The sequence below is a fragment of the Pseudomonas sp. Pc102 genome (genome assembly GCF_018408275.1).
Classification (GTDB): Bacteria; Pseudomonadota; Gammaproteobacteria; order Pseudomonadales; family Pseudomonadaceae; genus Metapseudomonas; species Metapseudomonas tohonis.
On record NZ_AP021905.1, the window covers coordinates 1,746,336 to 1,765,203 of the forward strand.

The following is an 18,868-nucleotide window of genomic DNA, read 5'->3' on the forward strand; positions in this document are numbered from 1 at the left end:
GAGCAGGACGGGGTGGAGCCGGCGGACGACGCCACCGAGATGTGATCAGCCCACCTGGCGCTGGGCGCGGCGGAACTCGCCGGGTGTGCTGCCGCTCCAGCGCTTGAACGCGCGCTGGAAGGCCTCGGCCGAGGCGAAGCCCAGCAGGTAGGCGATTTCCCGAAGGCCAGTTCGGTGTCGCGGATATAGGCCATGGCCAGGTCGCGTCGGGTGTCGTTGAGGATGCTGCGGAACTGCGTGCCTTCCTCGGCCAGCTTGCGTCGCAGGGTCCAGGTCGGCAGTTGCAGGCGCGCGGCCACCTCCTCCAGATCCGGCTCGCGGCCGTGCAGCAGTGGCCCCAGCAACTGGGTGATGCGTTCGCGCAGGCTGCGGGTGCGGGTACGTTGCTCCAGTTCCTGCTCGCAGAGCTCCAGCAACTGTCGCCAGGTGCTGGGGCAGTGCTCGCGTCCGCGCAGGGCGAGGGTCGGCTGGGACAGGCGCAACTGGTTGCCGCCGGCAGCGAACTCCACCGGGCAGCCGAACAGTTCCGAGTAGCGCTCGGCGTAGTCGGGGGCGGGAAACTCGATCTCCACCTTCTCCACCGCCAGCGGCTCGCCCACCAGCATTCCGAACTGGCAGGCCCAGCTGGCCAGCACGGAATCCACCACGAAGCGGTTATAGGCGTTGTACGGGCTGATGGAATAAAAGCGCAGCCAGGCACCGCCAGCATCCTCGTGGAAGCTCGACTGGCCCCGGTAGTTGTGGGCGTACAGCGGCTCGAAGCGGATCAGCGTGCGAGCCGCCTCGCGCACGTTGGGGGCCTGCATCGCGGTGACGCCGGTGAGGCCGACCTGGCTCAGCCGGCTGATGCGCCCCATGCGCAGGCCCAGCGCCGGGTCGCCGATCAGTTGCATCGCGGCGTGGCCCAGGCGCATGTAGCGGGGGATCGACAGGCGCCCGCGCGGTTCGGCCAGGCGGGCGGCGTCCAGGCCGTACTGGGCGAGCAGGGGGGCCGGGTCCCGGCCGGCGTCGCGCACCGCCTCGGCGAGGTTCTGCACGAAGCCCACCGAGAGGTCGCCCAGGCGTACCCGTGTCGGCTTCATAGCCAGATGTTCAGCAGCTTCGCGCCGCGACCGGCCTCGGCGATGTGGATGCCGTTGGCATCGGCGGCGAGGCCGGGGCCGTCGCTACCCAGGTCCCACAGCTGACCTCGGAGGAAGACCGTCATGCCGGCGCGGGCACCGCTGCCCGGCTGGTGCCCGGCCAGGGCCAGGCGCTGCCAGGCCTCGCCTTCGCTGAGCTTGCCGGCCTGCAGGTTCGCGTCATCGGGCGTCGGCGCGCCTTTTTCGCCGCGCCAGGGCTTGCTCCAGCTGCCGTTGCCGGTGAGGAAGGCCGGCACCGCCAGCAACTCGACGCCCTGTTCGTGCAGCGCCGTGTAGCCGGCGGGGTACCAGCTGTCCGCGCTGACCAGCACGCCCAACCGCCCGGCCGGGGTGTCGACCACCTGGAGCTGGTCGATCCCCGCGGCGGCGGTGAAGCCCTGTTCCTCGTGGCTCGGGAAGAGCTTGCGCTGGGGCTGTCCCACGGGCCTGCCCTGGCGGTCGAACACCAGGCTGACGTTGTACAGCGGCCCGCTCTCGGCCAGCAGGTTGCCGCCTTCGATGCGCGGCGCGGGGAGCAGGATGGAGCCCGCCACCAGGGTGATGCCGAACTCCCGGGCGAGGCCGCCGAACAGGGCCTGGTAGTCACCGGCCATGCGCGTCGCCTTCATGCGGAAGAGGGCATCGGCCAGGCGTTCCTCGCCTTCGGCCGCGACCAGCGCGCGGGCGAGTTTCATCGGGTTGGCGGCGGCCAGCCAGAGCATGGCGTGATCCAGGGTGTGGGCGCTGTAGACCTGGTCCTTCTCGCCGGCGGCCACCAGCCAGGTGCCGATGTGCTCGGGCAGCACGACGACCGTGCGGTCGTTGATCAGCCCTTCGGCGCGGGCCTTCTCCAGGTAGGCCGCGAGCTTCAGGCGCAGGCGCTCCACGCTCTGGTAGTCGGCGGCAAAGAGTTCGGGCTGGATGCCCAGCAGGTTGCCGCGTTCGCCGGGCTGGCCGAGGTTGAGCGCCACCTCGCTGCGCAGGTCGGAGAGGTAGTGGCCGACCGGTCGCTTGTCGGTCCAGATCGCGTAGCTGACCAGCACGCCGGCGAACAGGGCGGAGGCCAGGACAATCAGCAGTTTGCGCATGGGATTGGGCGTCGATGGATGTGCCGGTCAGGGTAGGGGAGCGCGTTGTGCTTGCCAAGTCGCGCTGTGCGTTTGGATCAATAACTTGTCACTTTCGATCATTGAGCGCGCCCGGCTGGCTGACTATCGTCTGCCCCATAAACCGACCGTGGCCCACGACGCCGCGGCATCCCGTGAATGCAACGCCCGCTGTGGAGACATCCATGACCGCTTCCGCCTACCCGAACCTGCTCGCGCCCCTGGACCTGGGCTTCACCACCCTGCGCAACCGTACCCTGATGGGCTCCATGCACACCGGCCTGGAAGAGAAGCCCAATGGCTTCGAGCGCATGGCCGCCTATTTCGCCGAGCGTGCCCGTGGCGGCGTCGGCCTGATGGTGACCGGCGGCATCGGCCCGAACGACGAGGGCGGCGTGTACTCCGGCGCTGCCAAGCTGACCACCGTGGAAGAGGCCGAGAAGCACCGCATCGTCACCCAGGCGGTGCACGAGGCGGGCGGCAAGATCTGCATGCAGATCCTCCACGCCGGCCGTTATGCCTACAGCCCCAAATCCGTCGCACCGTCCGCCATCCAGGCGCCGATCAACCCGTTCAAGCCGCGCGAACTGGACGAGGAAGGCATCGAGAAGCAGATCCAGGACTTCGTGAACTGCTCCGTGCTGGCGCAGAAGGCCGAGTACGACGGCGTCGAGATCATGGGTTCCGAGGGTTACTTCATCAACCAGTTCCTCGCCGCCCACACCAACCAGCGCACCGACCGCTGGGGTGGCAGCTACGAGAACCGCATGCGCCTGCCGGTGGAGATCGTCCGCCGCGTGCGCGAGGCCGTGGGCCCGAATTTCATCATCATCTACCGCCTGTCGATGCTCGACCTGGTGGAAGGCGGCAGCACCTGGGACGAGATCGTCCTCCTGGCCAAGGCCATCGAGGCTGCCGGCGCCACCCTCATCAACACCGGCATCGGCTGGCACGAGGCACGCATCCCCACCATCGCCACCAAGGTGCCGCGCGCGGCCTTCACCAAGGTCACCGCCAAGCTCAAGGGCGAGGTGTCGATCCCGCTGATCACCACCAACCGCATCAACACCCCGGAAGTGGCCGAGCAGGTGCTGGCCGAAGGCGACGCCGACATGGTCTCCATGGCCCGCCCGTTCCTCGCCGACCCGGATTTCGTCAACAAGGCCGCCGAAGGCCGCAGCGACGAGATCAACACCTGCATCGGCTGCAACCAGGCCTGCCTGGACCACACCTTCGGCGGCAAGCTGACCAGCTGCCTGGTCAACCCGCGTGCCTGCCACGAGACCGAGCTGAACTACATCCCCACCACCCAGGTGAAGAAGATCGCCGTGGTCGGCGCAGGCCCGGCCGGCCTCGCGGCTGCCACCGTCGCCGCCGAGCGTGGCCACCAGGTGACCCTGTTCGACGCCGCCGCCGAGATCGGTGGCCAGTTCAACGTCGCCAAGCGCGTGCCGGGCAAGGAAGAGTTCTACGAGACCCTGCGCTACTTCAAGCGCAAGCTGGAGACCACCGGCGTCGACGTTCGCCTGAACACCCGCGTCGGCGTCGATGACCTGGCCCGGGGCGGCTACGACGAGATCCTCCTCGCCACCGGCATCGCCCCGCGCACCCCGGAGATCCCCGGCGTCGACAACCCCAAGGTGATCAGCTACCTGGACGCCATCCTGCAGCGCAAGCCGGTCGGCCAGAAGGTCGCGGTGATCGGTGCCGGCGGCATCGGCTTCGACGTTTCCGAATTCATCACCCACGAAGGCGAGGCCACCAGCCAGAACCGCGATGCATTCTGGAAGGAGTGGGGCATCGACGGTGATCTCGAGGCCCGTGGCGGCATCGCCGGGATCAAGGCCCAGCCGCACCCGGCGGCGCGCGAGGTGTTCCTGCTGCAGCGCAAGAAGACCAAGGTCGGCGACGGCCTGGGCAAGACCACCGGCTGGATCCATCGCACCGGCCTGAAGAACAAGAACGTGCAGATGCTCAACTCGGTCGAGTACCTGAAGATCGACGACGCCGGCCTGCACATCCGCATCGCCGAGGGCGAGCCGCAGTTGCTGCCGGTGGACACGGTGGTCATCTGCGCCGGCCAGGACCCGCTGCGCGAGCTGCACGACGGCCTGGTCGCCGCCGGCCAGACGGTGCACCTGATCGGCGGTGCCGACGTGGCCGCCGAGCTGGACGCCAAGCGCGCGATCAACCAGGGCTCGCGCCTCGCCGCCGAACTCTGATGGAAAGACGCCCCGCCTCGTGCGGGGCGTTCTCTTTAAGGGCATCTCTAAAAACGTAGGCGAGGCCGTCAGCGCAAGGCAAAAACAGGCGAAAAAGCGCAGTTTACGCACGGTAAATGAGCATTTTGAGCGTGTTTTTAACGCAGCGATGACAACACAGGTAGTTTTTTGAGGTGCCCTTTACAGGCTCATAAGAACAAGGAGAAGCCAATGTCCCTCGACGCCCGACTCAACCCCGCCGTGGCCGCCAGCCTGCAGCGCTGGCACCACTTGATCGCCAGCCAGGACCTGAGCCGGCTGCCCGAGCTGCTCCACCCCGAGGCGGTGTTTCGCTCGCCCATGGCGCACACGCCCTACCCGGGCGCGCAGGCGGTCAACCTGATCCTCAACACCGTGATCCAGGTGTTCCAGGACTTCGCCTACCACCGCGAGCTGGCCAGCGCCGACGGCCTGAGCGTGGTGCTGGAATTCAGTGCCCGGGTCGGTGAACGGGAGCTGAAGGGGATCGACATGATCCGCTTCGACGAAGAGGGCCGGATCGTCGATTTCGAGGTCATGATCCGCCCGATGAGCGGCCTTGCCGCCCTCGGCGAGGAGATGGGACGTCGCCTGGCGCCCTACCTGGCGGCCATGAAAAGCTGAAAGTCTCCAACCCCATCACATTTTCACTGTGCACCCGGTCCGCTCCCTGATGGGGGCGGGTCGAGTGCCAACCCAGTCACATTGCCCGTTGCGCTTTTTCCCCTAGACTCCGTGAATCAGGATGTACGCCTGTCTCCCAGGCGTAGCTCCACCGACAGGAATGTCACCCGTCCCGCCCAGGGACTCACCGCGTTGGCCTAGAGGGAAACCGATGAGCATGCAGAACAAGCCGCAGATGGTTGAAGCCGTGCTGTTCTTCAATGAGCGTGGCATCTGCAAGGAAATGCTCTTCCCCGAATTCGAAGCGATGCTCGATGGCGTGGTGAACATGCCCGAGTTCGCCGACGAGCAGATGCGCCTGGCGTATGTGCTGATCAACCCCCGCCTGCTGGTGCGTTCGCTGGTCTTCTTCTATCTGGATTTCGACGAGAAGGGCCAGGCCGACACCGGCTGGAACATGCCCCTGCGCCACCTGGCCGAGCGCGCCGGTCGCGGCCCCGACCTGGGCGCCGGGCCGATCCGCCTGGCCTGCCGCAGCCAGTGCCCGGTCTCCTGGCACCAGATGCACATGTGGGACCCGAACCTGGCTCCGGGCAACAACGACCTCGCCCTGGTCCGCGACACCGTCAAGCGCAATGGCCTGGGCCTGATGGTCGAGGACGACCTGCCCCAGGCGGTCGAGCCGGAGCGGCTGCAGATGGCCCCGGAAGACAAGTGGTACGCGCCGCCGGATGCCGGCGCCGAAGTGGCCGAGCAACTGGCGCAGAAGCTGGAGCAGGAACACCGCCTGAAGACCGCGCAGCTGATCAAGCAGCAGCGCCTGCGCATCGCCAGCCTCGGCCAGCAGAACGAAGAGGCCCTGGCCAAGTACCGCCTGGCTGCCGAAGAGCAGATCCGTGGCCTGCAAGGCCAGATCCAGGCGTTGCAGCAGAACGTGCGCCAGCAGGAAGAACTCAACGCCGATCTCAAGCGCCAGTTGCTCACCCAGACCGAAGGCTTCCAGAAGTCCCGCGAGGAAATGAGCCAGCAGCTGCGTGCACTGGAGCGCCATGGTCGCACCGAGGTGGACATCCTGCGCTCGCAGTTCGAAAGCGAGATGCAGGCCAAGATCGCCGCCGCGGTGATGGACTACAAGGAGCAGATCGCCATCCGTGATGTCGAGCTGGCCTACCGCAACGAGCTCGACGCCCAGTTGCAGCAGGAGATCGACCGTCTCAAGCAGGAGCGTGAGCAACTGGTCAACCAGGGCGGCGACCAGATCCTCGAGCGCCTGGCCCGTCTCGGCGTGGTCTTCGTCGTCTATCACCCGGGTGCCGGGCACCTCACCATCCCGCTGCAGGACGTCGCCCGCTACCAGGACAACCCATTGGCCTACGCGGCCTCCAAGTGCTTCGTATCCGAAGCCCAGTACCGCCAGTGGCTGACCCACTACCAGCAGCCCACCTGCGAAGCGGCGCTGCCCAGCGGCGAGCGTTGCTCGATGCCCATCGACCGGGTGGACTCGCCCAGCCGCTTCGTCGCCGGTGATTCCAACTGCTGCGCCCGGCACAAGGCCAGCAGCCGCCTGCGTACCGTCAGCTGAGATCGCAGCGGCATCGCCGCTGCCGTATCCTGCCGCCCTTAGTCGCCCGGTTGCCGGAACCCGCCTTGCCCCTTCGATCCCCCGACTGGACACCCAGCGCCACCCTCGACCCCGTGCGCCTCGACTGGCTCGATAGCGCCTCGGTCAGCCTCGCCCTGTTGCGCCTGGAACGCATCGACCCGCTGGTGAGCGGCAACAAGTGGTTCAAGCTGGCGCCGCACCTGGCGCGTGCCGCAGCCCAGGGGGCGGAAGGCGTGATCAGCCTCGGCGGCGCCCATTCCAACCACCTGCACGCCCTGGCGGCGGCGGGACGTCGCTTCGGTTTCCCCTGTGTCGGTCTGCTGCGCGGCGAGCCCGTGGAGACGCCGACCGTAAGCGACCTGCGCGAGCTGGGCATGGCGCTGCACTGGCTCGGCTATGGTGGCTACCGCGCCCGCCACCTGCCGGGCTTCTGGGAGCCCTGGGCCGCGCGCTATCCGGGTTTCCTCCAGGTCCCGGAGGGCGGTGGTGGCCTTGTCGGTGCCCAGGGCTGCGCCCCGCTGGTCGCGATGATCCAGGAGCAGCTCCCTCGCCTTGGCTGGGACGACTACGACGCGCTCTGGGTGGCGGCCGGTACCGGCACCACCCTGGCCGGGCTGGTGCTGGGGGAGGGCGGCCGCCATCCGGTGTTCGGAGCCCTGGCGGTGCCCCCCGACCATGGTGTCGCCCAGCAGGTGAGTGCATTGCTGGCCGAAGCCGGCGCCGTGGATGCCGGCTATCGACTGCTGGATGCCAGCCGGGGCGGCTTCGCCCGTGTCGATGCGGCGCTGGCGCAGGAGTTGTTCGACTTCGAGGCACGCACGGGAATCGAACTCGACCCGCTCTATACCGCCAAGGCGTTAATAGCGTTGCGCCAGCACGTGGAGGCCGGTTACCTTGCCGCCGGCAGTCGCGTGATCATGCTGCACACCGGGGGCTTGCAAGGCCGCCGAGCCATGTTGCCGCGCCTGCTGCGGCTGGCTGGCTACACTGCCACTTCAGCTGATGCCTCAAGGTGATGGGATGACCGAACCGCTCAATCCGGACCAACTGCGCAGCCTGACGCCGCTCAATGCTCTGTCCGAGCAGCAGTGGCGCGAATTGCGCAGCCAGCTGGTACCGCAGCCGCTGCTCGCCGGCCAGGCGCTGTTCCGCCGTGGCGACCAGGCGCGGCTGACCTACTACCTGCTGGCCGGTGAGCTGCAACTGCGCGACGCCGACGGTGCCGAGCAGCGCCTGGTGGCTGGCAGCGAAGCCAGCTGCCACCCGCTGTCGCCCAGTCTGCCGCGCCTGCAGGAGGCCCTGGCACTGACCGAAGTGAGCGTGCTGGCCATCGACAGCGCCACCCTGGCGCGGCTCATCACCTGGCGTTCCGCCTACCAGGACCTGCTCCTGCAACTGGACCCGGACGGCGACCAGGAGTGGCTGGAGCACCTGCTGGAAAACCCGCTCTTCGCCAAGGTGCCGCCGGCCAACGTGCAGGAGATGGTGAAGCGCCTGCAACGCATCGAACTGCCCGCCGGCAGCGAGGTGCTGCGCGAAGGCGAGGCGGGGGATTGCTGCTACTTCCTGCAGTCCGGCCGTGCCGAGGTGATCCGCGGTGCCGGCAGCGACCACCAGGTGCTCGCCGAACTCGAAGTGGGGGCCTGCTTCGGCGAGGAGGCGCTGCTGTCCGACCGTCCGCGCAATGCCACCGTCACCCTGATCGAGGACGGCGTCGTGCTGCGCCTGGACCGCCAGGACTTCTTCGCCCTGCTCAAGGCCCCGGTGGTGGACGAGGTCTCCCTCGGCGAGGCCTCGCGCCTGCTGGCCGCCGGCGCCCAGTGGCTGGATGTCCGCCTGCAGGACGAATATGAGCGCGCCCACGCCCCCGAGGCGCTGAACATGCCGCTGCACCTGCTGCGCCTGAAGGCGCGCCTGCTCGACCGCGAGAAGGCCTACCTGTGCTACTGCGACAGCGGCAAGCGCAGCGCCAGCGCGGTGTTCCTCCTCTCCCAGCTGGGCTTCAAGGCCTATGCCCTGCGCGACGGCCTGGATGCACTGCCCGCCATACAGCGTGACGCGCTGCTCTGCGAGGACGGCGCCGGCTACCTGGCCCGCTCCGGCGGGCGGGTCGAGCGCAGCCGGTAAACCCGATTTACAGGGTTCGCCTGATCGCGAATAAATTCGCTCCCACGGGTGCAGGCCGGGCTCGCTTGCCGTAGGAGCGAGCTCTGCTCGCGAAAAGCTGTCGGGTTGCTCCTGGCCTACATGCTGGCAAGCTTCCAGCTTCAGCTCTAAGCCCCCACCGTCTGCGGCCAGCGATCGCTGACCAGGAACACCCGCTCGCGCTCCTCCCAGCATTCCCCGTCCCGTTCCAGCCGCACCAGCATCCGCGCAGGGGCATCGGGGGGCAGTGCCTGCAGCCAGTGCTCCAGGCGCTCGCGGGGCCACAGGTCTTCCCGTACGCAGCGCGCCGGGGCAAGCCATGAATGGCGTTCCAGGGGTTGCCAGGCGGCAGCCGGAGCCAGGGCGAGGAAATCCGCGATCTCGCTGCGCCGCAGCCAGCGTCCGCGCAGGTGCTCGCCATTGGCGCCCAGGGGCGCGGTGCAGTCGCCCGGCCAGGGGTAGAAGAGGTAGCCGCCCAGCCACAGTTCGGCGCTGGCCGGCCAGGCGTCCAGCGCCTCCAGCAGCGGGCGGCATTCCGGGTTGGAGGAGAGTGGCAACTGGTGTTGGGCGAGGTGTTCCAGCTTGAGGTCGAGGCGGTCCAGGCTGCCCGGGCCGAGCCATTGCGAGGCGTCCTCGCCCTGGCCGTGGCGCGGGCCGAGGTAGAGCTTGATGGCGAGTTCCAGGTGATGCACGCCCTCGTCGTCGTGGAGCAGCAGGTCCAGCTCGCCGAGGGTCTGCCCGGCCACCCGCACCGGCAGGTTGGCGCCCAGCAGGCGGATGCCCGGTGCGCGCTCCAGGGCGAACTGCCAGAGGCGCTCGTAATAGAGGCCGAGTCGCCGGCTGGAGCCCTGGGTCAGCCAGTGCTCCAGTTCGGCGGGGGCGGCGTCCTGCTGCTCCAGCCAGGCCGCCAGGCGCGCCGGCTCGGCGGCCCATTCGCTGGCGCTGAGCGGGTGGCGCTGGCACCAGGGGGCCTGGGCGAGCAGCGGTTGGGACAGCAGCACCCAGGCCAGGTCGCGCACGGCGTTATGGCGCAGATGGCGGGGCAGGGCGGCGAGGGCGGCGAAGGGATGCATGCTGCGAGCATAGTCGAGGCTGGTTTGCCGCTGTCCCGGGCTTTCGCCCATAATCCGAGCATTCCTCCCGTTGCAGAGCCCTGCTGGAGCCCCATGGAGCAATTCCGCAATATCGGCATCATCGGTCGCCTGGGCAGCCCCCACGTGCTCGACACCATTCGCCGCCTGAAACGATTCCTGCTGGACCGCCACCTGCATGTGATCCTCGAAGACACCATCGCCGAAGTCCTGCCGGGCCACGGCCTGCAGACGTCTTCGCGGAAGATCCTCGGCGAGGTCTGCGACCTGGTCATCGTGGTTGGCGGTGACGGCAGCATGCTCGGCGCCGCCCGCGCGCTGGCACGCCACAACGTGCCGGTGCTGGGCATCAACCGGGGCAGCCTGGGCTTTCTCACCGACATCAAGCCGGACGAGCTGGAGATCAAGGTCGCCGAGGTGCTCGACGGCCAGTACCTGGTGGAGAGCCGCTTCCTGCTGGAGGCCGAAGTACGCCGCCACGGCGAGGCCATCGGCCAGGGCGACGCGCTCAACGATGTGGTGCTGCACCCCGGCAAGTCGACCAAGATGATCGAGTTCGAGCTGCACATCGACGGCCAGTTCGTCTGCAGCCAGAAGGCCGATGGACTGATCGTCGCCACGCCCACCGGCTCCACGGCCTATGCGCTGTCCGCCGGCGGCCCGATCATGCACCCCAAGCTGGACGCCATCGGCGTGGTGCCGATGTACCCGCATACCCTGTCCAGCCGGCCGATCGTGGTCGACAGCAACAGCGAGCTGAAGATCGTGGTGTCCCCCGACATGCAGATCTATCCGCTGGTTTCCTGTGACGGCCAGAACCACTTCACCTGCGCCCCCGGCGACACCATCACGGTGGCCAAGAAACCGCAGAAGTTGCGGCTCATCCACCCGCTGGACCACAACTACTACGAGGTCTGCCGCACCAAGCTGGGCTGGGGCAGCCGCCTGGGTGGTGGCGACTGATGGAACTCGACGCCGTGCGCGGCTACGACCTGATCGGCGACGTCCATGGCTGCGCGCGCACCCTGGAGCGCCTGCTCGATCGCCTCGGTTACCGCAAGCACGGCGATGTCTGGCAGCACCCCCGGCGCATGGCGCTGTTCCTCGGCGACATCATCGACCGGGGCCCGCGCATCCGCGAGGCGCTGCACCTGGTCCACGCCATGGTCGAGGCCGGCCAGGCGCGTTGCATCATGGGCAACCACGAGTTCAACGCCATCGGCTGGAACACCCCGGCGCCGCCCGGCAGCGGGCGCCAGTTCGTCCATGAGCACACGCCGCGCCATGCGCGCCTGCTCAAGGAGACCCTGGAGCAGTTCGAGGGCCATCCGGGCGACTGGCACGACTTCCTCGGCTGGTTCCAGGAATTGCCGTTGTTCATCGACGGCGGTCACTTCCGCATGGTCCATGCCTGCTGGGACAGCGAGCTGATCGAGCCGCTGCGAGCCCTGCATCCTGACGGGCGGGTCGACGAGGCGTTCATCCAGGCCGCCGCCGAGCGTGGCAGCTTCGCCTTCCGCGTATTCAACCGCCTGCTGCGCGGCACCGACATGCCGCTGCCCAGCGGCATGACCCTGACCGGCAGCGACGGCTTCACCCGCTCGGTGTTCCGCACCAAGTTCTGGGAGGAGGACCCGCAGACCTACGGCGACGTGGTCTTCCAGCCCGATGCACTGCCCGAGCAGGTGGCCCGGCAACCCCTGTCGGCGGCGCAGAAGTCCGCGCTGCTGAGCTATGGCGCCGACGAGCTGCTGCTGTTCGTCGGCCACTACTGGCGACGTGGCCGTCCCGCCCCGATCCGCCCCAATCTCGCCTGCCTCGACTACAGCGCGGTGATGTACGGCAAGCTGGTGGCCTACCGGCTGGACGCCGAAACCCGGCTGGACCCGGACAAGTTCGTCTGGGTCGAGGTGGAGCGCCCGGAAACGCCGCACTGAACGGCGTCCGTCCCGAATCCCCAAATGGAGTCCTCGCGCACTATGGATGACGCGACACTGGTTCAACTGGAGGCGGCGCTGTCGGCGTCTCCCGACAACGATGCCCTGCTGGCGCTGCTGCTGCCGGCCTGGATCGAGCGCAACGAATGCGCCCGCGGCCTGCCCTTCCTGCCCGAGGGACTCGCCAGGCGGCTCGACGCCACGGCGTTGCGCCAACAGGCGGCACGCCTGTGCCTGGGGGCAGGCGATGCCGAGCGGGCGCTGGCGCTGCTGGGCGGTGACGAGCCGGCCGAGCGCCTGCTGCGCGCCCGCGCCCTGGCGGACCTGGAGCGCCGCGAGGAGGGCCTGCGCGAGTACCGCGCCGCCGTCGAAGCCAGCCCGGCGCTGGAGGACCTCGCCCTGCAGCGCCGCCTGAGCGCCTCGGTGGTGGACTTCCGGGGCGGCGAGGGGCGGCCGCGCCTGCGGGTCATCTCCAACGACGACACCGACAAGGCCGAGACCACGCGCCTGCTGACTCCGTCCGCCGAGACCCTGACCTTCGACGATGTCGGCGGCCTCGACGAGCTGAAGAAGACCATCCACAAGAAGATCATCCTGCCGTACCAGAAGCCGGGGCTGTTCCAGCGCTTCCGCAAGCGTGTCGGTGGCGGCATCCTGCTCTACGGCCCGCCGGGCTGCGGCAAGACCATGCTGGCCCGCGCCACGGCGGGTGAGTGCAAGGCCACCTTCCTCAACGTCGCCATCTCCGATGTGCTGGACATGTACATCGGCGAGTCCGAGCGCAAGCTCCACGCCCTGTTCGAGGAAGCCCGGGCCAAGGCACCGGCGGTGCTGTTCTTCGATGAGGTGGAGGCCCTGGGCGGGCGCCGTACCAATACCCGCGAAGCCACTTCGTCCAAGCTGGTGAGCCAGTTCCTCACCGAGATGGACGGCTTCGCCCAGTCCAACCATGGCGTGCTGATCCTCGCCGCCACCAACGTGCCCTGGTCGGTGGATGCCGCCTTCCGTCGTCCCGGGCGCTTCGACCGGGTGCTCTTCGTGCCGCCGCCGGACCGCCCCGCACGCGCCAGCCTGCTGCGCATGCTGATGGCCGACCGGCCCAGCGAAGGAGAGATCGACTACGAGTTCCTCGCCCGCAGCACCTCGGGCTTCTCCGGTGCCGACCTGCGCGAGCTGGTGGAGACGGCGGTGGACGAGGCGATCGAGGAGTCCATCGCCGAAGGCCGCGAGCAGCCGGTGACCGACCGCCACCTCAAGGCGGCCCTCAAGGAGGTGCGCGCCACCACCCTGGAGTGGCTGACCACCGCGCGCAACTACGCGCGCTACTCCAACGAGGGTGGCCAGTACGACGAAGTGCTGGCCTTCCTCGACAAGCACGGCAAGGGGCGCTGATGGACAACCGCAACCTCTACCGGCTGGACGACGAGCCCCGGCCCGGCACCCTGGCACGATTGGCGGTGGAGCCGTTGTGGCCACTGCTGGGCCTGATGCTGGGCGGCGCCTGGCTGGGCCTGCCCTGGTTCGTGCTCAACGGCGTGGCGGTGGGCAGCCCGACGCGGGTGCGCGAGGCCGTGCTGGCCGCCATCGGCCTCCTGGGCAGCCTGGCCCTGGCCTTCGGCCTGCTCTACCTGTGGCAGGCCGGCATCCTCGACAAGAACAGCCTGCAGTACGCGATGCTGGTGCTGGTGGTGTGGAAACTGGCCATCGGCTACGCGCTGTTCGTCATGCAGGCCGCGACCATCGAGCTCTACCAGTACTACGGCGGCGTGCTCAACCGCTTCGGCCTGCCGGTGGTGCTGCTGGGCGCCTTCTTCCTGCGCTCCCTGGTGCTCAACCTGCTGCCCTTCACCCTCTGGTTCCTGGTGCTCAGCTGATGAACGAAACCAACCTGCTGCACCTGGCCTACCAGCGCCTGCAGAGCGGCCATGTCGAGGGCGCGATCAACAGCCTGCGGCAACTGCTCAGCGACGACCCGGAACACGCCGAGGCCCACGCGCTGCTGGCTCTGTGCCTGCTGCTGATGCGCCGCGCCTTCGCCGCCGAGCGCGAGGCCGGGTTGGCCCTGGCCGCCGACCCGCAACTGGAGTTCGCCCATTACGTCGCGGCCCGCGTGGCCATGGCGCGGCGGCGCTTCAAGGTGGCGGAGAAGCATCTGGACCAGGTGCTGGAGCTCAATCCCCAGGAAGCCGGCTATCACCTGGCCCGCGCCGAGCTCGCCGACCTGATGGGGCGTCGCGGCCAGCAACTGCCCAGCCTGCAGCGAGCCCTGGAGCTGGCGCCGGACAACCCCGACTGCCTGGCTGCTCTGGCTCATTACCATCGCCTGCGCGGCGAGGTGGACCCGGCCGAGCGCTATGCCCGCGAGGCGCTGCAGCTGCGTGCCGACCACCCCGGCGCCATCGTCACCATGGGCCACCTGCTGCTGCGTCGCGGCGACCTGCAGGGCGCGCGCGACCACGCCATCTGGGCCCTGCGCGAGAATGCCAACGACGTCTCCGCGCTCTACCTGATGTCCGCCGTCAAGGCGCGCGGCAATCCCTTCATGGGGCTCTGGTGGCGCTACAACTCGTGGATGTCCGAACTGGGGCCGACCCGCTCGATCATCGTGCTGCTGGGTATGTTCGTGCTCTACCGCGTGGTGGTGATCGCCAGCAACCAGCACGGCCACGAGACGCTGGCCCAGGGCATCGAATGGGCCTGGCTGGGCTTCGTGGTCTACAGCTTCGCCGGCCCGCAGATCTTCCGCCGCTCCCTGGAAAAGGAGCTGGAGCAAGTGAAGCTTTCCCGCGATTTCTAGGCTATCGGCCCCCCGCAGGCATCGGCGCCCTGACCGGCGTCGGTGCGCAACACCGGCGGTGCCGCTAGAATGTGCGCTCGTTTTCGCCGCCCTTCAGGAAACCGCCGTGTCCGATTTCGCCAAGCTGATCAGCAACATCACCGAGGATGTCTACCAGAGCCTCAAGCTCGCCGTGGAGATCGGCAAGTGGTCCGACGGCCGCAAGCTGACCCAGGAGCAGAAGGAGCTCAGCCTGCAGGCGGTCATCGCCTGGGAGATCAAGAACCTGCCGGAGGAAGAGCGTACCGGCTACATGGGCCCGCAGGAGTGCAGCTCCAAGTCCGAGAAGATAGAGAACATCCTGTTCAAATCCTCCGACTCGATCCACTGATGGGTACCTGCGACATGCAAGAGCTGGGGCGCGGCGCGCTGAGCAAGATGTCCGCGCAACTGGGTGATCCGGTGGTGCAGTACGCGTTTCGTCTCGGCGAGGGGCAGGTGGCGGTCAATCCGTTGCTGGGCCGGCGCATCCGCCTGGAGTTCCTCGGTGCGATCCACTGCTCCCATTGCGGGCGCAAGACCGGCAAGAGCTTCGCCCAGGGCTACTGCTACCCGTGCTTCACCAAGCTGGCGCAGTGCGACAGCTGCATCATGAGCCCGGAGCGCTGCCACTACGAGGCCGGTACCTGCCGCGAGCCCGCTTGGGGCGAGTCCTTCTGCATGACCGACCACGTGGTCTACCTGGCCAACTCCTCGGGCATCAAGGTCGGCATCACCCGCGCGACCCAGGTGCCGACCCGCTGGATCGACCAGGGCGCGCGCCAGGCATTGCCGATCATGCGCGTCGCCACCCGCCAGCAGTCCGGCCTGGTGGAGGACCTGCTGCGCAGCCAGGTGGCCGATCGCACCAACTGGCGCGCCCTGCTCAAGGGCGAGGCCGAGGCGCTGGACCTGCCCGCCGTGCGCGAGGCCATCTTCGAAGCCTGCGACGCCGGCATCCAGGGGCTGCAGCAGCGCTTCGGGCTGCAATCGGTGCAGAAGCTCGAGGATGTCGAGCCGCTGGAGATCCGCTATCCCGTGGAGGCCTACCCGACCAAGGTGGTGAGCCTCGATCTGGACAAGACGCCGGTGCTGGAGGGTACCCTGCGCGGTATCAAGGGCCAGTACCTGATCCTCGACACCGGGGTCATCAACATCCGCAAGTTCACGGCCTACCAGGTGGTGGCGAGCAGCGAGCCGTAAGGCCGCACCGCCCCGCCTGGCAGGAACACACACCGCAGCCGGGGCATCGCGCCCGGGCTGCCTCGGAGAGGCAAGCATGCGAACCGAACAACCGAAAGTCATCCACCTCAAGGACTATCAGGCGCCGGACTACCTGATCGACGAGACCACCCTGACCTTCGAGCTGCACGAGGACCACACCCTGGTCCACGCCCAGCTGGTGATGCGCCGCAACCCCGAACGCGCCGACGGCAGCCTGCCCGCGCTGGTCCTGGACGGCCAGCAGCTGGAGCTGCTGGCGCTGTCCATGGACGACCGCGAGCTCGGTGCCGCCGACTACCAGTTGACCGACAGCCACCTGACCCTGCAGCCCGTCAGCGACAGCTTCACCCTCGACAGCACGGTGCGCATCCACCCAGAGAGCAATACCGCGCTGGAAGGCCTGTACAAGTCCGGCAGCATGTTCTGCACCCAGTGCGAGGCCGAGGGCTTCCGCAAGATCACCTACTACCTCGACCGCCCGGATGTGATGAGCAGGTTCACCACCACCGTCAGCGCCGAGCAGCATCGCTACCCGGTGTTGCTGTCCAACGGCAACCCGGTGGCCAGCGGGGCGGAGGAGGGCGGTCGCCACTGGGCGACCTGGGAAGACCCGTTCAAGAAGCCGGCCTACCTGTTCGCCCTGGTGGCGGGCGACCTCTGGTGCGTGGAAGACGTGTTCACCACCATGACCCAGCGCGAGGTGACCCTGCGCATCTACGTCGAGCCGGAGAACATCGACAAGGTGCAGCACGCCATGGACAGCCTGAAGAAGTCCATGCGCTGGGACGAGGAGGTCTACGGCCGCGAGTACGACCTGGACATCTTCATGATCGTGGCGGTCAACGATTTCAACATGGGCGCCATGGAGAACAAGGGGCTCAACATCTTCAACTCCAGCTGCGTGCTGGCCAGGGCCGAGACCGCCACCGACGCCGCCCACCAGCGCGTCGAGGCGGTGGTGGCGCACGAGTACTTCCACAACTGGTCGGGCAACCGCGTGACCTGCCGCGACTGGTTCCAGCTGTCGCTCAAGGAAGGCTTCACCGTGTTCCGCGATGCCGAGTTCTCCGCCGACATGAACTCGCGCACCGTCAAGCGCATCGAGGACGTGGCCTTCCTGCGTACCAACCAGTTCGCCGAGGATGCGGGCCCCATGGCCCACCCGGTGCGCCCGGATTCGTTCATCGAGATCTCCAACTTCTACACCCTGACCGTCTACGAGAAGGGCTCGGAAGTGGTGCGCATGATCCACACCCTGTTGGGCGCCGAGGGCTTCCGCAAGGGCACCGACCTGTACTTCGAGCGCCATGACGGCCAGGCCGTGACCTGCGACGACTTCGTCAAGGCCATGGAAGATGCCAACGGCGTCGACCTGACCCAGTTCAAGCGCTGGTACAGCCAGGCCGGTACGCCGCGCCTCGCCGTCGAGGAAGCCTTCGATGCCGCCGCCAGGACCTACAGCCTGACCTTCCGCCAGAGCTGCCCGGCGACCCCCGGCCAGGCCGAGAAGCTGCCCTTCGTCATTCCCGTCGAGCTCGGCCTGCTGGATGCCGCCGGCAACGACCTGCCGCTGCGCCTGGCGGGCGAGGGCGAGGCCCTTGGCGGCAACCGGGTGATCTCGGTGACCGAGGCCGAGCAGACCTTCACCTTCGTCGATATCGCCGAGAAGCCGCTGCCCTCGCTGCTGCGCGGGCTGTCCGCCCCGGTGAAGCTGAGCTTCCCCTATGGGCGCGACCAGCTGATGTTCCTCATGCAGCACGACAGCGACGGCTTCAACCGCTGGGACGCCGGTCAGCAGCTCTCCGTGCAGGTGCTGCAGGAACTGATCGGCCAGCACCAGCGTGGCGAGGCGCTGGTGCTGGACACCCGCCTGCTGGATGCCTTGCGCAGCCTGCTGGAGGACGAGTCGCTGGACCAGGCGATGGTGGCCGAGATGCTCTCGCTGCCCAGCGAGGCCTATCTCACCGAGATCAGCGAAGTCGCCGATGTCGACGCCATCCATGCGGCGCGCGAGTTCGCCCGCCGGTCGATCAGCGATGCCCTGTTCCCGCAACTGCTGGCGCGCTACCAGGCCAATCGTGCCCTCTCGCGCGAGACGCCCTATGTCGCCTCCGCCGAGCACTTTGCCCGTCGCACCCTGCAGAACATCGCCCTGTCCTACCTGATGCTCAGTGGCAAGGCCGAGGTTCTCCAGGCCTGCCTGGAACAGTTCGAGGCCTGCGACAACATGACCGAACGCCTGACCGCGCTCTCGGTGCTGGTCAACTCCGGTTTCGAGGACGAGAAGGCCAGGGCGCTGGCGAGCTTCGCCGATCACTTCAAGGACAACCCGCTGGTGATGGACCAGTGGTTCAGCGTCCAGGCCGGCAGCACCCTGCCGGGGGGGCTGGAGCGCGTGCAGGCGCTGATGGGCCACAAGGCCTTCACCTTGAAGAACCCGAACAAGGTGCGTGCGTTGATCGGCGCCTTCGCCAACCAGAACCTGGTGAACTTCCACCGGGCCGATGGGGCGGGCTACCGCTTCCTCGCCGACCATGTGATCACCCTCAACGCGCTGAACCCGCAGATCGCCTCGCGCCAGCTGGCGCCGTTGACCCGCTGGCGCAAGTACGACGAGGCGCGGCAGACGCTGATGCGGGCCGAGCTGGAACGCATCCTCGCCTCCGGCGAGCTGTCCAGCGATGTCTATGAAGTGGTGAGCAAGAGCCTCGCCTGACCCTCCGGGACCACGTCCGTGGTTCCTCTGCCGTTTCCCCGGCGTCGACAAGTGTTACTGGCAATCTGCCGGTAACACTTTTTTGTTACTCAAAGGAATATCCCTTCGGTCTCTGAGGCGTAAATGGCCTGTTCCCTGGCATTTCTTTCTTGACGGGGTGAGCGAGGTATGAGTGCGCAAGCGCTATAGGTGTGGTTTTGAGTGACAAATCGAGCCACCTTGTAGGACAAAATCGGACGATTCGTA

At 67.8% G+C, this 18,868-nt stretch carries 15 protein-coding genes and 1 pseudogene; 13 read left to right on the forward strand and 3 right to left on the reverse strand.

From position 1 onward, the window contains the following. Positions 1 to 45 precede the first annotated feature (45 nt). Together PHLH3_RS08250 and PHLH3_RS08255 are read right to left on the reverse strand one after the other, a co-directional pair. Positions 46 to 1,082 (reverse strand): annotated as a pseudogene (locus tag PHLH3_RS08250) (AraC family transcriptional regulator). Continuing rightward, positions 1,079 to 2,209, reverse strand: coding sequence for a nitrilase-related carbon-nitrogen hydrolase (locus PHLH3_RS08255; RefSeq protein ID WP_213628857.1), 1,131 nt, complete (start codon positions 2,207 to 2,209; stop codon positions 1,079 to 1,081). The pseudogene PHLH3_RS08250 and the gene PHLH3_RS08255 overlap by 4 nt, the downstream one beginning before the upstream one ends. Before the next feature lie 203 nt (positions 2,210 to 2,412). On the opposite strand from PHLH3_RS08255, the gene PHLH3_RS08260 reads away from it, so the two are divergent. The 5 genes from PHLH3_RS08260 (at position 2,413) to PHLH3_RS08280 (ending at position 8,821) form a co-directional block, all read left to right on the forward strand. Further along, the gene (locus PHLH3_RS08260; RefSeq protein ID WP_213628858.1) at positions 2,413 to 4,449 is read left to right on the forward strand and encodes an NADPH-dependent 2,4-dienoyl-CoA reductase; all 2,037 of its coding nucleotides are present in this window, start codon (positions 2,413 to 2,415) and stop codon (positions 4,447 to 4,449) included. Between the two features lie 210 nt (positions 4,450 to 4,659). Continuing rightward, positions 4,660 to 5,091 (forward strand): nuclear transport factor 2 family protein, encoded by a 432-nt coding sequence (locus PHLH3_RS08265; protein ID WP_213628859.1) that lies wholly within the window; start codon positions 4,660 to 4,662, stop codon positions 5,089 to 5,091. Positions 5,092 to 5,302: 211 nt separating this feature from the next. Further along, complete coding sequence (locus tag PHLH3_RS08270; protein ID WP_213628860.1) at positions 5,303 to 6,673, forward strand: chromosome partitioning protein ParA; 1,371 nt, start codon at positions 5,303 to 5,305, stop codon at positions 6,671 to 6,673. A gap of 65 nt (positions 6,674 to 6,738) precedes the next feature. Next, a complete protein-coding gene (locus PHLH3_RS08275; RefSeq protein WP_213628861.1) occupies positions 6,739 to 7,710 on the forward strand; it encodes a pyridoxal-phosphate dependent enzyme in 972 nt (323 codons plus the stop codon). A 4-nt stretch (positions 7,711 to 7,714) separates the two neighbouring features. Next, positions 7,715 to 8,821, forward strand: coding sequence for a cyclic nucleotide-binding domain-containing protein (locus PHLH3_RS08280; RefSeq protein ID WP_213628862.1), 1,107 nt, complete (start codon positions 7,715 to 7,717; stop codon positions 8,819 to 8,821). Positions 8,822 to 8,967: 146 nt separating this feature from the next. Here the strand turns inward: PHLH3_RS08280 and PHLH3_RS08285 are convergent, their stop codons facing one another. Further along, positions 8,968 to 9,912, reverse strand: a complete 945-nt coding sequence (locus PHLH3_RS08285) for a DUF1853 family protein (protein WP_213628863.1) — start codon at positions 9,910 to 9,912, stop codon at positions 8,968 to 8,970. 93 nt (positions 9,913 to 10,005) lie between these two features. Here PHLH3_RS08285 and PHLH3_RS08290 point away from each other — a divergent pair, with 93 nt between their 5' ends. From PHLH3_RS08290 to pepN, 8 genes are all read left to right on the forward strand, one after another. Beyond that, positions 10,006 to 10,893: an NAD(+) kinase gene (locus PHLH3_RS08290; RefSeq protein WP_173173643.1), complete on the forward strand. Its 888-nt coding sequence runs from the start codon at positions 10,006 to 10,008 to the stop codon at positions 10,891 to 10,893. Next, positions 10,893 to 11,867 carry a metallophosphoesterase gene (locus PHLH3_RS08295; RefSeq protein WP_213628864.1) on the forward strand — a complete coding sequence of 325 codons (975 nt, stop codon included), beginning with the start codon at positions 10,893 to 10,895 and terminating at the stop codon, positions 11,865 to 11,867. The genes PHLH3_RS08290 and PHLH3_RS08295 overlap by 1 nt, the downstream gene beginning before the upstream one ends. 42 nt (positions 11,868 to 11,909) lie before the next feature. After that, a complete protein-coding gene (locus tag PHLH3_RS08300) occupies positions 11,910 to 13,259 on the forward strand; it encodes an ATP-binding protein (protein ID WP_213628865.1) in 1,350 nt (449 codons plus the stop codon). Further along, a complete protein-coding gene (locus tag PHLH3_RS08305) occupies positions 13,259 to 13,741 on the forward strand; it encodes a hypothetical protein (protein WP_213628866.1) in 483 nt (160 codons plus the stop codon). Before PHLH3_RS08300 ends, PHLH3_RS08305 begins: the two co-directional genes overlap by 1 nt. Then, positions 13,741 to 14,664 (forward strand): tetratricopeptide repeat protein, encoded by a 924-nt coding sequence (locus tag PHLH3_RS08310; RefSeq protein ID WP_213628867.1) that lies wholly within the window; start codon positions 13,741 to 13,743, stop codon positions 14,662 to 14,664. The genes PHLH3_RS08305 and PHLH3_RS08310 overlap by 1 nt, the downstream gene beginning before the upstream one ends. A 106-nt stretch (positions 14,665 to 14,770) precedes the next feature. Beyond that, positions 14,771 to 15,034: a DUF1315 family protein gene (locus tag PHLH3_RS08315; protein ID WP_173173653.1), complete on the forward strand. Its 264-nt coding sequence runs from the start codon at positions 14,771 to 14,773 to the stop codon at positions 15,032 to 15,034. Positions 15,035 to 15,048: 14 nt separating this feature from the next. Continuing rightward, positions 15,049 to 15,885 carry a DUF2797 domain-containing protein gene (locus PHLH3_RS08320; protein WP_213630465.1) on the forward strand — a complete coding sequence of 279 codons (837 nt, stop codon included), beginning with the start codon at positions 15,049 to 15,051 and terminating at the stop codon, positions 15,883 to 15,885. 76 nt (positions 15,886 to 15,961) lie between these two features. Beyond that, complete coding sequence (gene pepN, locus PHLH3_RS08325) at positions 15,962 to 18,622, forward strand: aminopeptidase N (protein ID WP_213628868.1); 2,661 nt, start codon at positions 15,962 to 15,964, stop codon at positions 18,620 to 18,622. The last annotated feature ends 246 nt before the right edge of the window (positions 18,623 to 18,868 follow it).

Coding starts and splice junctions, on each gene's coding strand:
- pepN (WP_213628868.1), top strand. CDS start 15,962: ATGCGAACCGAACAACCGAAAGTCATCCACCTCAAGGACTATCAGGCG.
- PHLH3_RS08320 (WP_213630465.1), top strand. CDS start 15,049: ATGCAAGAGCTGGGGCGCGGCGCGCTGAGCAAGATGTCCGCGCAACTG.
- PHLH3_RS08285 (WP_213628863.1), bottom strand. CDS start 9,912: ATGCATCCCTTCGCCGCCCTCGCCGCCCTGCCCCGCCATCTGCGCCAT.
- PHLH3_RS08310 (WP_213628867.1), top strand. CDS start 13,741: ATGAACGAAACCAACCTGCTGCACCTGGCCTACCAGCGCCTGCAGAGC.
- PHLH3_RS08300 (WP_213628865.1), top strand. CDS start 11,910: ATGGATGACGCGACACTGGTTCAACTGGAGGCGGCGCTGTCGGCGTCT.
- PHLH3_RS08265 (WP_213628859.1), top strand. CDS start 4,660: ATGTCCCTCGACGCCCGACTCAACCCCGCCGTGGCCGCCAGCCTGCAG.
- PHLH3_RS08290 (WP_173173643.1), top strand. CDS start 10,006: ATGGAGCAATTCCGCAATATCGGCATCATCGGTCGCCTGGGCAGCCCC.
- PHLH3_RS08255 (WP_213628857.1), bottom strand. CDS start 2,209: ATGCGCAAACTGCTGATTGTCCTGGCCTCCGCCCTGTTCGCCGGCGTG.
- PHLH3_RS08295 (WP_213628864.1), top strand. CDS start 10,893: ATGGAACTCGACGCCGTGCGCGGCTACGACCTGATCGGCGACGTCCAT.
- PHLH3_RS08305 (WP_213628866.1), top strand. CDS start 13,259: ATGGACAACCGCAACCTCTACCGGCTGGACGACGAGCCCCGGCCCGGC.
- PHLH3_RS08280 (WP_213628862.1), top strand. CDS start 7,715: ATGACCGAACCGCTCAATCCGGACCAACTGCGCAGCCTGACGCCGCTC.
- PHLH3_RS08270 (WP_213628860.1), top strand. CDS start 5,303: ATGAGCATGCAGAACAAGCCGCAGATGGTTGAAGCCGTGCTGTTCTTC.
- PHLH3_RS08260 (WP_213628858.1), top strand. CDS start 2,413: ATGACCGCTTCCGCCTACCCGAACCTGCTCGCGCCCCTGGACCTGGGC.